Raw genomic sequence first — 13,008 nt, forward strand, 5'->3', positions numbered from 1 at the left:
GGAGGCACCATGCTCAAACACCTGTTCACACTCGCTTTCTCAGCATTACTACTGATCACGACACCCGCTCGTGCCGATGTGCTGACTATGCCATCTCTTGAATGGCCCCCTTATTCTGGTAAAAACTTACCGGATCAAGGCGCCTCTGTCGCTGTTGTGCGCGCAGCGGTTCAGGCCATGGGTCATGAGCTAAATGTCGAGTTTTATCCTTGGTCGCGCACCGTGTACCTGGTAAAAAACGATGCCAAATATGCAGGGTATTTCCCAGAGTATCACTATGGGACAGATGATCTCATTTTCTCTGATCCTATAGGAACCGGGCCACTGGGTTTTGTTGAAAACGTTAACCGCCCTATCGAATGGTCAACGCTTGATGATCTTGCACCTCACACGATTGGTGTCGTCCGTGGTTACGTCAACACACCGGAATTAGATGCCCGTATTGCGAATGGTTCATTAAAATCCTCCGACGTCACCAGCGATACCCAAAACCTACAAAAAGTGGGCCGAGAGCGTATCCCTCTCGCGGTGGTTGATGCCAACGTTCTGGATTACCTCAAAGAGAATGATCCTGCCCTTAGTGCAGTAAAAGCCAATCTACAAATGAACAAAAAGCTTCTCGTCGACAAACAACTCCATATCGCATTTGCTAACAATGAGGCGGGAAAAAAGTGGCGCGATATCGTTAATCAAGGGCTCAAGAAAATCGATATCGAACAGATAATGAAAGAACGTTTGGGCGAATAATCTCCCTTACCAATAAAAGCGATCGAAATGGATCGTGCGGCAAAGACAAATGGAAGAGTAGCGCTATGTTTAAGAGTCTTAAAGCAATATTTGTCACTCAAGTGGTTATTGCTGTTTCTATCGTGTTAGGCATATCAAGTTATATTGATTACCAGAGCACGAAAAAGGAACTGAGTAGCGCGCTTGAAACCACCGTGGCTAACGCCACCAACCGAATGAACCTCAGTCTCCCAAAAGCGATTTGGGATTTTGATTTGGAAGCGGCGAAGTTATCCATTTCTGCCGAGCTCAAAGCGCCAGATATAAAAGCGGTAAGAGTGCTTGATAAACAAGGCGAAGCCATTGTGTTTTTGCGTCTTGGCCAAGACAATGGCAAAGACGGTGAAAGGCAGGCAAAAACGATTGGTGATGGTGAAAAATCGATGTACGAGTCGATGATGCTGAAAGAGAACGAGCTGTCATTTACAGAATATGGAGAAACCAATCTAGTCGGTACATTGCAAGTTTTCTACAACACTGAGCGATTAGAAGCCGCACTAGCAGACACACTGAAACGAAGCGTTATCGAACTCGTCGTGCTTGATATTGTCATTATTGTGTTCCTAATTCTGGCACTCACTGCAACGGTGGTGAAACCACTCAATGATCTCACTGCTAGAGTTCGTGAATTGGCCAGTGGCGATGGTGATCTTTCTAAAGTTATCCCCGCGCCAAAGTATAAAGAATTTGCTCAGATAACCGAACATATTAATCATTTCACCGCCTCTCTTCGTGAGATCGTCAATGAAGTGACACAGGCATCGATTAATCTCGCCAGCGTCTCAGCAGAAAGTGGACAAATGGCACGAACCAACGCCGAGCGTTTAGAACAGCAAAAACAGAGCCTGTCTACCGTCGCTGCGGCCGCAACACAAATGAATCAGTCGATCGCAACGGTTGCGGATACAGCGAATGATGCAGCGACACATGCTGCCAATGCAACCGACCTTGTCAATCAAGTCTACGGCACTATTGAAAGTTCAGCGTCTGAAATTATTAACATGCGCACTGAGATGGAAAATGTGAATACTGAAATGCACAAGCTGTTAGAAGAGGGTGAGAAAATTTCAGATGTCGTCAACGTGATCAACGATATTTCAGAACAAACAAACTTATTAGCATTGAATGCCGCGATTGAGGCGGCACGAGCGGGCGAACAAGGGCGAGGGTTTGCGGTTGTCGCCGATGAAGTGCGTAGCTTATCAGTGAAAACCAGCGAATCGACTGAGAAAATCCAATCCAACATTAAGTCACTGAGTGACGCAACGGAATCGGTTGAAAAAGAAATCAATCGTATTAGTAGCATTCTAGAAAGCACCGCAGGGCGCGTATCAGAATCACAAGAATCCGTTAGCCAAGTGCGCGAAACCATTACGGATATTTCTGAGCGTAGCGGCCAGATTTCGCAAGCAACCGATGAGCAGCGTCAGGCCATCGATGAAGTCAGCCAAGCGATTAACGAGGCCTCAGAAGCGACTAATCAGGTTACAGAAGGGGCGCAAGATAATGCCACGCGCACTGATAAAGTGCTGACGCTCAGTGAGGATATCAAAGGGCAAATGGAGAAGTTTAAAACCTAGCTCAAGCGCTAATAAAAAGGAGAACACATGAAAAAGTTAATCTCAGTTGGCTTAGGGTTATTACTACTTATACCCAGTGCCATGGCTAAAACATTGACAGCTGCGCAAGATCCTTGGCCACCTTTCGTGACTGCGGATCCAGAGCGGCCTGGTATTTCTGTTGAGCTAGTAACAGCAGCCATGGAAACACAAGGCTATCAGGTGGACTTTAAAAATATGCCATGGGCACGTGCACTGGATGCAGTGAATAAAGGGAATATCGATATATTACCGGCAACGTGGCACACCAAAGATCGCACTGAATTTTGCACTATAGTGATGCATACATGGATAACGAGCTGACGTTTATAAAACGCTCTGGCGATGACTTCCAATTCTCTAACTTGAATGATCTTGAGGGTAAAGCCGTTGGTGTTGTGCGTGATTACGGTTATGGTGATGCCTTCTTAAATGCCACAAACTTTGAAAAACCAGTTGCCAATAATCTTGCAACAAATTTAAAGAAGTTACTAGCCAGCCGAATAGATTTGACTCTGGAAGATAAAATCGTCGCCCAGTCCGTCATGCAAAAAGAAGGGCTTGATAGTAACCAGTTTTCTTTTACTGATAAGTCACTATCAACCAACGCTTTGCATGTGACGAGTGGTAAGGCCAACCCAGATGGAAGAGCGATTATTGATGCTTACAACCAAGGACTTAAAGCTATCAAGGCAAACGGTACATTTGAAAAAATCGTGAAAAAATACGGTGTCGATTAATAAACAATGCACCCATGACACAAAAAGAGGTGCGATTGCACCTCTTTTATTACGATTTACGTGCGTTAAGTTCGCACGTTTAATTTAAATAACCATTTAGTCTAAATAACCATCAAGTATTGATTTTAATTGACCAGACTGGCGCATGGATTCAAAGTTTTGGTCGAGCAATGCTTTTATCTCATTAGCCTCTGGGTGTTCACGCGAAATCATCATATGGAACTTATCACCCATATTGCCGGGAATCGGCTCGACTTGCATCCCGCCAGCGAGGTAATCAATGCCTTGTGCTGCTTTGAACCCTGCGAGTATCTCGTAGCGTGCTAAAAATACATCACAGCGCCCTGCTTGCGTCTGTTTTACCAGTTGCTTAAAGTCTTTTGCTGACTTCCTCACCTGGCTATCATCAACACTGAACCCTGTGTAGTTATAGCCCAAAAGGCCACACATCCGCAGCTGGTTAATATCATCCGCTGTCTCGATGTTCAGGCCATTCGGATGTTGTTGGGTTGAGTAAATATAGCTAGGCTGCAGAGTGTAATAATAGTCAGTTAAAAGAAAATCACGATCGCGTTCTTCGCTGTAAGATGCGCTGAGCGCAATGTCGTAATTACCTGATTTTGTCTCAAAAACGCACCGCTTCCACGGCGGTAAATCTACCGATACATCTACTCCGCTGTTTTGAAAGATGGCATTGAGGACATCAATGTCATAGCCTTCGATATTCTCGCCTTTTTTATAGTGAAAAGGTGGCCAATTCGCCCCATCACCACACACTTTAAGCGATGAGGTATCGAGTGCCATCGCTGGTCCTGATAATAAGCTGCCGGCTAAGGCCGTGGCAGAGAGTAACGCAATCTTCATAGTCAACTCCTTGAGGGATAACTCACCTCTAAGTATCGTCGACATTGTTAAAAATGCGAACGCGATCAGTCAGTCTTCTGCGATTTAGGATGCAGTAATACAGTTTCGCCAGCCTTTAGCCCTTTTCGCACTCGGCCCTCTTCGGTCAGTACCACCAAGCGTCTTATAATTTGGTTGTCTTCAACCACGTTCACATAGTCAAGTTGACCAATTTGGTAACGCGCGTTAGCAGGAACCGATAAAATAGAGTCTGCCTTTTGTGACACTGTCACTTTAACAAACATGCCAGGTAGTCGTGCCTGATCTTCACCGTCTGTAACAGGCAAAGTCAAAGCAACGCGATAGCTACGTGACGTCGCATCGGCGGCCGGCGTGATCGTGCGTATCGTTCCGGTCAGTGTTTTTTCATAAGTTGGCAAGCGTAGATGAAGCGTGTCTCCAATAGTCACAAAAGGCAGTGAAGACTCGGCGATGTTCACTTGTGCCTCCATACTGTCTGGGTTGTACAACGTCAGCATCGCTGCACCCGGCGTCGCCGTATCCCCTTGATTGATAATTTTTTCGGTGATCAGTCCAGTAAATGGCGCGCGCACTAGACTAAATCCGAACTGGGTTTCGGCCTCATCCACTGCCGCGATCGCCCGGCGGTATTCAGAGCGCGCGGTATTTAAGCGGTTCTCGGCATCATCGAATTGTGATTGCGGCACGAGCTTTTTCGCTAATAAGGTTTCCATCCGGCGATAATCGCTGCGCGCAGTATTCAGTTGTGACTGTGCTGAGGCCAGTGCTTGTTGCACTTGGCGCACTTTAGCACTGAGATCGGCGTTGTCTAAGCGGATCAGTATATCGCCTTGCTCCACGCGATCGCCAACATCGACCAGGACATCGGCAACCGTTGCCGTCATTCGCGCCGCCAATGTTGCGTTTTGCCGCGCCACCAGCTGCCCTGAAAAAGTTCGGGTTTGCGGCTGCTCAATCGCGGTAAGCGTCAAGGTGTTATGATCGTCCGCTCCTTGCGAAGAGCTGGCCTTTGAGGTCACCTTTTCTGTAAAGACCCCAGCCATACCAAGAAATAGCACTAACAATCCAGTGCCCAGCACGACGGCCTGTAATCCTTTTTTCTTATTCATGCCTCGTCTCCTTCTGCCGGTAAGCCATGGGTAGGATGATTTTGATACGCTAAGTTGTACACCACAGGCACAACCAGCAAGGTAAAGACGGTTGATGCCGCAATCCCGAAAATAATGGCCCATGCGAGACCATTAAAAATGGGGTCAAGGGTAATAATCACATTCCCTAATAAGGTGGTACCGGCGGTCAGCAAAATCGGCCGCATACGTACCGCTCCCGCTTGTATTAAGGCTTCACTAAGTTCCATACCGCGCGCCAATGATTGCTGAATAAATTCAATCAATACCAGGGAGTTACGCACCACGATGCCGGCCAATGCAATCATGCCTATCATCGCGGTAGCGGTGAAAAGTGCTGGGTTTGGATAGCCGTTAATGTCGCCACTTAAGCCATTAAGCAACCAAAAACCGGGCATGATGCCGATTACCGTGAGGGGAATTGCCAGCATAATCATCCCAGACACCGCCGGTAAGCCGGTTTGGATTAGCATCACGATAAAGACGCCTAACAAAGCGGCGCCGTAAGCTATACCAAGGTCACGGAATACATCAATGGTGATCTTCCACTCTCCCTCGCCGCTCCAAACAACATTAATATCGTCACGCACCTGCCAACCATCACCAGCACCATTGTCGAGGTAACTACGCGCTGCAAGCGGCCGTGGTGTATCCGTTTTTGGCTGATTAAAGTCAGCGATCACATCAGCGACCACCTCCCCAGGTACACGTCCAATTGGCTCGGCATAGACATACACCACAGGCTGAAGATTTTTATGATAAATCGGTTGGTCCACCGGTTGTCGCTCAAAATGCCCCAACTCGCTTAATGCCACCAGCGGTTGCGGTGCATCGACCAAAGCGCCTTGCACCGATTGTTTTGCGACACCGGCACGGCCTCGTATATGAAGCGCTAATAAGGTATCCAGTTTATCGCGTGCATCCGGGGCTAAACGCAGCGTGACCGGTAAGGGATCGATTTCATCAGCATCCGCCAGGTGAGCCAACGTGACGCCTTGATTGGCCGCGCGCAATGCTTGGTTAATATCAGTGATAGCAACGCCAGACAATGCCGCTTTTTCTTGATCGACCACAAACTGCCAGCGCGATAGCGGTCCTTGAATACTGGTACTGACTTCCGAGACTAACGCTTCTCGTTCCAATCGCGCCGCAACCTGTTGGGCTTGCGCTTGAATATCTGCATAAGGCGTACTCGGTGCACCATAGACTTCTGCGACAAGGGTCGCCAGTACAGGTGGGCCGGGTGGCATTTCCACCAGTTGTATGTCGGCATTATGTTTGGCTGCGATCGATTCCAGATCATCACGCAAGCGGGTCACTAAACCATGTGATTGTAATTCTCGCCGCTGCTTATCCACCAAGACGACGCGCAATTCGCCCTGATAGGGGGCATTTCGCGCAAAATAATGACGCACCATGCCATTAAAATCCATCGGTGATGCAAGCCCCGCAAACCCCGACACAGAGACAACTTCCGCTTGCTGCTGAAGATAAGTGTTCATCTCACGTAATGCATTCGAGGTCTCGACATAACTGGCGGTTTCTGGCAAATCCAACACCACCTGAAATTCGTTTTTGTTGTCATAGGGTAAGAGTTTAAGCGGCACGAGACGTAGCGCCGGTAACATCGCCGCTACCACAAACAGCCCCCCTACTACCATAAGAAACCTTTTCGCACGGCGATTATTTTCTAACAGGGGAAGTAATAGTCGACGATAGCCCCGATAAAGTGGTGTCGTTTCCATACGATAGTCATCACCCTTATTCGAGGCACGAACAATTTTTTTCGCCAGCCAAGGCGTGACTAAAAACGCCACCAAGGTACTGATCACCACACTCACAGGCACATTAAATGCCAGTGGCGCCATGTAAGGTCCCATCATCCCGGTGATAAAAAACATCGGAGTAAACACAATAACAATCGCCACCGTCGACATGATCAGTGCCCGTTTGATTTCCAGCATCGCCAGCACAATGGTGCGACCCCGCGGCTTATTATCATGGGTCAGGTGGCGCTCAATATTATCGATACTGGCTATTGGGTCATCGACAATCAGGCCCAACGCCAAAATCAGAGCAAACAAGGTGACACGATTGATGGAATACCCAAAAGCGAGATCAAGCCCCAGTGCCGCGCCATAGCTAATCGGAATCGCGATGGCCACGACCAAGGCACTGCGCCAGTTTAAAAACAGCCCCACAAACACCACCACGGTCAGCACGGCAATACCTAAGCTCGAGACTAAATTATTGACTTTAGCATCAGCGGTTTGACCATAGTTGCGAATAATCTCAACCTCTACGCCCTCCGGGAACTGGGTATTCGCTAAACGATCGAGGGTGCGCGTTACATCGTCGGCAACCGTCACCGCGTTCGAGCCTTTTTGCTTGGCAACCGAGATAAATACAGCGGGATGCGGTTTGGTCTGTTGTTGCGATTGGATCCAAGTATCGGTGCTGGCCTCAGTGGGACCATCACTTAACGTGGCGACATCTTGTAAGTACACAGGCTTGCCATTCACAACCGCGACAACCAACTGGCGAATATCGTCACGGCTTTGATACCACTGTCCGGTTTCAAGGACATACCGCTGGCCTTGATGCTGAATATCACCGGCGTTACGTTTTTGATGACTCAGTGAAAACGCACGGGTTAAATCGGCCACACTGATTTGATAACTTGCCATTGCCGCCGGATCGAAAGCCACTAACACCTGGCGTGGCATACCCCCGACAACGTTAACCACATTGGTTTGGGGAAGGGCTTTTAAATCCAAGGTGGCTTGCTCAGCAATACGACGCAGCGCGTAATGATCGACAGTATCTGGCTTATCGCTACGCAGCGCCGCCATCACAATAGGGACATCATCAATTTCAACCGGCTTAATCGCCCACTCGCTCACCGCGGCAGGGATCGCATCTTGGTTGGCGTACAGCTTGTTATATAGCTTGACCAGCGCTGATTCGCGATCTTCTCCGACATAAAAACGCACGGTCACACGCGCCGATCCGGTTTGTGTCGTGGAATAAACATACTCCACCCCGTCTATTTGACTGACTTTTTTCTCTAGCGGCTGCGTCACCTGCTTTGCCACTTGTTGCGCGCTTAAGCCCGGTGCTTGTATCAGCACATCTGCCATCGGCACCACAATTTGCGGATCTTCCTCTTTGGGTGTAAGCCACAGCGCGGCAGCCCCAACCAAAAGTGCCAACGCAATTAAAATAGGCGGAAAAAAACTGTTCATCACACGGGTAATAAACGGGCCTTGAGGTTGATCATCTCGCATAGCAGTTCCTTGTTGCTGTCGTCCGTGCGCATCCTTTTCGGAATGGATATAACGTCTACATGCCTAGATATAACTTAGTTAACCATCGCCGTCTGATATGTTGGTAGCATCACAACAACGAGTAATAAATCAAGATTACGGGCAATAGATGCGTTGTAACGTGGCGATAATATCCGCGACGTTGGGATCTCGTAAGCGATAAAATACCTGCTGTGATGATTTACGTACGCTCACCAGTTGATGACGTTTGAGCACGCTTAAGTGTTGAGAAAACGCCGACTGACTGAGGCTCGAACCTTGTTGCAACTGTCCCACATGGGTCTCTCCAGCCAGTAGCTGACATAACACCACCAGGCGCTCAGGATGCGCCATTACCTTCAACAAGGTCGCCGCTTTCGATGCTTGTTGTCGCATTGCGCCAATGTCCATATCAGGCACATCATCTTTTTCATATAACCCTGTCTGAACCACCATGTTAGGCTCCTGTTGTAAGGACTTCCTTAAGCTTAGCCCCTCTTATTGTTTAGTCAACTCTAATTTAGACAGATTATCATTAGACTTTTCTAAACATAGCGACTACAGTGAAAGTAACGCTGGATTCAATCCATATAACAGGACACGCACCCAAAGCAACCAACGTCAGTCGAGCGGTAGCTACAGTGCAATATCAATGCAAAGGAGTCTTACAATGACAATTGAAAATGCAGTTCGCGTGATCGCTGGCAGCATAGTGCTGCTTTCTGTGGTACTTACCCTCACCGTGCACAGCCAATTTGTTTGGCTTACTGTATTCGTGGGCGTAAACCTCATTCAAAGCGCGTTTACAGGGATTTGTCCGGCAGCCTTTTTCCTGAAAAAACTTGGATTACGTCACGCTTAACGGAGTCAAAATGACCAAGATAGTAATTATTGGAGGCGTCGCCGGTGGCGCTTCTGCTGCAGCTCGTGCACGCCGTCTGACCGAGGACGCTGAGATCATTATGTTCGAACGCGGCCCCTACGTTTCGTTCGCTAACTGTGGTTTGCCTTACCATATCGGTGGCGATATCACGGATCGCAGTAAGCTCTTGCTACAAACGCCAGATAGTTTTCGTGCGCGCTTTAATGTCGATGTGCGTATTAATAGCGCCGTCAGTAACATTGACCGCGAAAACAAAACCGTTACGGTCACTCGGGCCGATGGCAGCACCTATCAAGAGAGCTACGACAAATTACTATTAAGCCCTGGCGCGGCGCCAATTATGCCGCCGATTCCTGGCTTAGATAACCCACTCACACATTCTTTGCGCAACATCCCGGACATGGATGCAATTTTGCACACCATCGAGATGAACAATCCTAGTCACGCAACTGTCGTCGGCGGAGGCTTTATTGGTCTCGAGATGATGGAAGCACTCCATCAGCGTGGCATTGAAACCACCCTTTTAGAAATGGCCGATCAGGTGATGACGCCGGTTGACCGCGAAATGGCAGGCTTTGCCCATCAGAGCATTCGTGATCATGGCATTGATTTACGCCTGGGGACGGCCTTGGCGTCGGCCGAATACATTCCAACCACGCATGTGGCCAGTGATGACGCCGGTGAACCCAGTGAACCGCAACACTTAGAAGGTTCACTGAGCCTCACGCTAAATAATGGTGACACGCTACACACTGAATTGTTGATCATGGCTGTCGGCGTAAAACCTGAAGTCACCCTAGCACAACAGGCCGGCCTGGCGATTGGTGAAAAAGGCGGGATCGTGGTCAACAGCACCATGCAGACCCAAGACCCAGATATTTATGCGGTCGGGGATGCCGTCGAAGAAATCGACTTTGTCACTCACAAGCCGACGCTGGTACCACTGGCTGGACCGGCTAACCGTCAAGGGCGCATGGCCGCTGACAACATGCTAGGAAGCACTGAGCATTATCTTGGCACCCAAGGCACCGCCATTTGTAAGATTTTCGATCTGGCCGTTGCCTCTGTGGGCCAAAATGAGAAGCAACTTAAACAGGCCAACATTGATTACCAAAAAGTCTATGTTCACGCGGCAAGTCATGCGGGTTACTACCCGGGCGCAGAAATTGTCTCGTTTAAAATGTTATTTGCACCCGACACGGGCGCTATTTTAGGCGCACAAGCGGTAGGCAAAGATGGCATTGATAAACGCATTGATGTCATGGCGGTTGCACAGCGTGCCGGGATGACGGTTGAGCAACTGCAGCATTTGGAGCTGACCTATGCCCCACCGTATGGCAGTGCTAAAGATGTGATCAACCAAGCCGCGTTTGTAGCAACTAACCTGATTAAAGGTGACGCAAAAGCGGTTCATTATCACGATTTAGCGACCCTAGGTGATGATCAAGTGCTTCTGGATGTGCGCAATGCCCCTGAACGCGAAAACGGAGAGTATATCGAAGGCGATATCCATATTCCGGTTGACGAACTGCGCGGGCGCATTCATGAGCTTCCCAAAGACAAAGAAATTTTGATTTACTGCCAAGTCGGCTTGCGCGGCAACGTCGCCTATCGCCAGTTAGTCAATCATGGCTTTAAAGCCCGTAATTTACTAGGCGGCTATCGCACTTACAAGTTTGCCACAGCTTAAACGCGAATCATTGCCAGTCAAAAGCGCGAGCCAATGCTCGCGCTTTTTGTTTATTGGAAAACCCGCCCAACCTGGCTTATACCTATTAAGTTACCATCATAATTTGTCAGTTTTATTGATAATAAAGGTACCGACTTAGGGCTCACACCTTTTGTCTCACAGCTTAAAGGCCATTAACAGAGAGGATCAATATGCTAGGTCGTTCTAACTCTCACCTACAAGCGCTTGAGCAAGCAATTATCGCGGTTGTCACCATTGATCACCACAATAACATCACTTTCTTTAATCAGGCAGCAGAGGACATTTGGGGATATTCAGCAAGCGAGGTGAAAGGAAAGAACGTAGCAATGCTGATCCCCACCGAATTACAAGCCAACCACGACAGCTACGTTAACCGACACAGATCTGGGGGCGAAGATCGCATCGTCGGGCGTTCTCGTGAAGTGCAGCTCAGACGAAAAGACGGCTCATTGACTTGGGTGCAACTGTCTTTATCCAAGATACGCGTCTCTGGCAAAATTCATTACACGGCATTTGTTCGTGATGTTACCGCTGAACGAGATGCGCGAGAGATGATGACCCAAACCCTCGAACAAGCGCTTGATGCTGTGGTGTGTATTGATGAAAATAATTGTATTACCTTTTATAACAAAGCGGCCGAGCAGCTGTGGGGATACAGCAAAGAAGATGTTCATGGCAAGAACGTTAAAATGTTGGTGCCTCATGCAATCCAAGCCAACCATGATGACTATGTAAATCGCAACCGAAAGACCGGCGAAGATAGAATTGTTGGCACCAGTAGAGAAGTCGAGATCGAACATAAGGATGGTCATCGACTCTGGGGGCAGCTCTCATTATCGAAGGTACATCTTGGTAATCGAACACTTTATACTGCCTTTGTAAAAGATGTCACTGAGACTGTGCAACGCCGGGAAGAAATGCAGTTATTGTCCATGGTGGCAAACGAAACCGATAATGCGGTTATAGTCACTAACCCACAAGGAGAAGTGGTTTATGTAAACCGTGGTTTTGAGCGGATGTCAGGGTATAGCTTAGATGAGATGAGAGGCAAAAAGCCTGGTCATATTCTTCAAGGAGCAGATACTAGTCCTGAAACCGTGCAAAACATTCGTGATCATCTTGCCCGCCATGAGCCCTTCTATGATGAGATTCTTAACTACAGCAAAAATGGTGAGCCTTACTGGATTTCACTCTCCATTAATCCTATTAGGGATGATAACCACCATATTACGCACTATATCTCTGTGCAGGCCAATATTACTCAGGTAAAACAAACCTACTTAGATTTCACCCGCAAATTAGATGCTATCAGCGGCGCATTAGTTATTATGGAAATTTGCCCCGACGGTAAACTTGATTCCATAAACTCTCTATTTGAAGACGCCTTGAAAAATATCGGTACGCGATGCGAAGACGCCTCCTATGACATCTACCATAAAATCACACACGAATTAAAAGAAAGTATCGATAAACAAGGCCATGCCTCTACCCTCATTGAGTTTAATGGAAAAGGGGAGCAACTCGCAATTGATGCGAGGATTTGTGTACTCAAAGATTTTTCCGGCAATATACTCAATTATGTCATGTTTGGTATTGATATCAGTGCTCGACGTAAAACCGTGGCAAAAACGCAAACATCAATGCAGTCCGTTTCTCAGTCAAGCCAGGAAGTGATGAAAATTATTGATACTATCAACAACATTTCCGAGCGCACCAATCTTCTGGCACTGAACGCAGCGATCGAGGCCGCTCGTGCCGGTGAGCTCGGACGCGGCTTTGCGGTGGTCGCCGATGAGGTTCGCCAGTTGGCTCAAGTCTCTCACCAATCGAGCAAACAAATTAGCGAGTTGGTAGAAAGTACGGTTCAAAGCATTGATGAGCTTGCGGTTTTATTGAACGACATTGAAAGCTAGAGCGTCAATAAGCGCGAGATAAAAACACTCGCGCTTTTTCTTTTTATACGTTGGCCAAAG

At 48.0% G+C, this 13,008-nt stretch carries 9 protein-coding genes and 1 pseudogene; 6 read left to right on the forward strand and 4 right to left on the reverse strand.

Translation table 11 applies throughout. The annotated features are described in order from the left end of the window. Positions 1-9: 9 nt before the first annotated feature. From HLG76_RS06040 to HLG76_RS06050, 3 genes and pseudogenes are all read left to right on the forward strand, one after another. Positions 10-747: an ABC transporter substrate-binding protein gene (locus HLG76_RS06040; protein WP_077669172.1), complete on the forward strand. Its 738-nt coding sequence runs from the start codon at positions 10-12 to the stop codon at positions 745-747. A 65-nt stretch (positions 748-812) separates the two neighbouring features. After that, positions 813-2,366, forward strand: coding sequence for a methyl-accepting chemotaxis protein (locus HLG76_RS06045; RefSeq protein WP_175993276.1), 1,554 nt, complete (start codon positions 813-815; stop codon positions 2,364-2,366). 27 nt (positions 2,367-2,393) lie between these two features. After that, positions 2,394-3,124: pseudogene (locus tag HLG76_RS06050) on the forward strand (substrate-binding periplasmic protein). A 96-nt stretch (positions 3,125-3,220) separates the two neighbouring features. Here HLG76_RS06050 and HLG76_RS06055 read toward each other — a convergent pair. The 4 genes from HLG76_RS06055 to HLG76_RS06070 all read right to left on the reverse strand — a co-directional run bounded on the left by HLG76_RS06055 (position 3,221) and on the right by HLG76_RS06070 (position 8,897). Beyond that, positions 3,221-3,988: an ABC transporter substrate-binding protein gene (locus HLG76_RS06055; RefSeq protein ID WP_158009974.1), complete on the reverse strand. Its 768-nt coding sequence runs from the start codon at positions 3,986-3,988 to the stop codon at positions 3,221-3,223. 65 nt (positions 3,989-4,053) lie between these two features. Then, positions 4,054-5,118, reverse strand: a complete 1,065-nt coding sequence (locus HLG76_RS06060) for an efflux RND transporter periplasmic adaptor subunit (RefSeq protein ID WP_077677388.1) — start codon at positions 5,116-5,118, stop codon at positions 4,054-4,056. Beyond that, entirely contained in the window at positions 5,115-8,423 is a 3,309-nt protein-coding gene (locus HLG76_RS06065; protein ID WP_175993277.1) for an efflux RND transporter permease subunit, read from the reverse strand. Before HLG76_RS06065 ends, HLG76_RS06060 begins: the two co-directional genes overlap by 4 nt. A gap of 135 nt (positions 8,424-8,558) precedes the next feature. Beyond that, positions 8,559-8,897 carry a helix-turn-helix transcriptional regulator gene (locus HLG76_RS06070; RefSeq protein WP_021023582.1) on the reverse strand — a complete coding sequence of 113 codons (339 nt, stop codon included), beginning with the start codon at positions 8,895-8,897 and terminating at the stop codon, positions 8,559-8,561. 214 nt (positions 8,898-9,111) lie between these two features. On the opposite strand from HLG76_RS06070, the gene HLG76_RS06075 reads away from it, so the two are divergent. The 3 genes from HLG76_RS06075 (at position 9,112) to HLG76_RS15105 (ending at position 12,948) form a co-directional block, all read left to right on the forward strand. Continuing rightward, positions 9,112-9,303: a DUF2892 domain-containing protein gene (locus tag HLG76_RS06075; protein ID WP_077460700.1), complete on the forward strand. Its 192-nt coding sequence runs from the start codon at positions 9,112-9,114 to the stop codon at positions 9,301-9,303. A gap of 10 nt (positions 9,304-9,313) precedes the next feature. Beyond that, positions 9,314-11,014 (forward strand): FAD-dependent oxidoreductase, encoded by a 1,701-nt coding sequence (locus HLG76_RS06080; RefSeq protein WP_077661449.1) that lies wholly within the window; start codon positions 9,314-9,316, stop codon positions 11,012-11,014. A 191-nt stretch (positions 11,015-11,205) separates the two neighbouring features. Beyond that, positions 11,206-12,948, forward strand: a complete 1,743-nt coding sequence (locus HLG76_RS15105; RefSeq protein WP_077661450.1) for a PAS domain S-box protein — start codon at positions 11,206-11,208, stop codon at positions 12,946-12,948. The last annotated feature ends 60 nt before the right edge of the window (positions 12,949-13,008 follow it).

Origin of the sequence: Salinivibrio sp. EAGSL (genome assembly GCF_013366455.1) — a bacterium.
Taxonomy (GTDB): domain Bacteria; phylum Pseudomonadota; class Gammaproteobacteria; order Enterobacterales; family Vibrionaceae; genus Salinivibrio; species Salinivibrio costicola.

Bases quoted from the DNA above. Each gene is read 5' to 3' on its own strand.
- HLG76_RS06060 (WP_077677388.1), bottom strand. From the start codon at position 5,118: ATGAATAAGAAAAAAGGATTACAGGCCGTCGTGCTGGGCACTGGATTG.
- HLG76_RS06080 (WP_077661449.1), top strand. From the start codon at position 9,314: ATGACCAAGATAGTAATTATTGGAGGCGTCGCCGGTGGCGCTTCTGCT.
- HLG76_RS06045 (WP_175993276.1), top strand. From the start codon at position 813: ATGTTTAAGAGTCTTAAAGCAATATTTGTCACTCAAGTGGTTATTGCT.
- HLG76_RS06055 (WP_158009974.1), bottom strand. From the start codon at position 3,988: ATGAAGATTGCGTTACTCTCTGCCACGGCCTTAGCCGGCAGCTTATTA.
- HLG76_RS06070 (WP_021023582.1), bottom strand. From the start codon at position 8,897: ATGGTGGTTCAGACAGGGTTATATGAAAAAGATGATGTGCCTGATATG.
- HLG76_RS06075 (WP_077460700.1), top strand. From the start codon at position 9,112: ATGACAATTGAAAATGCAGTTCGCGTGATCGCTGGCAGCATAGTGCTG.
- HLG76_RS06040 (WP_077669172.1), top strand. From the start codon at position 10: ATGCTCAAACACCTGTTCACACTCGCTTTCTCAGCATTACTACTGATC.
- HLG76_RS15105 (WP_077661450.1), top strand. From the start codon at position 11,206: ATGCTAGGTCGTTCTAACTCTCACCTACAAGCGCTTGAGCAAGCAATT.
- HLG76_RS06065 (WP_175993277.1), bottom strand. From the start codon at position 8,423: ATGCGAGATGATCAACCTCAAGGCCCGTTTATTACCCGTGTGATGAAC.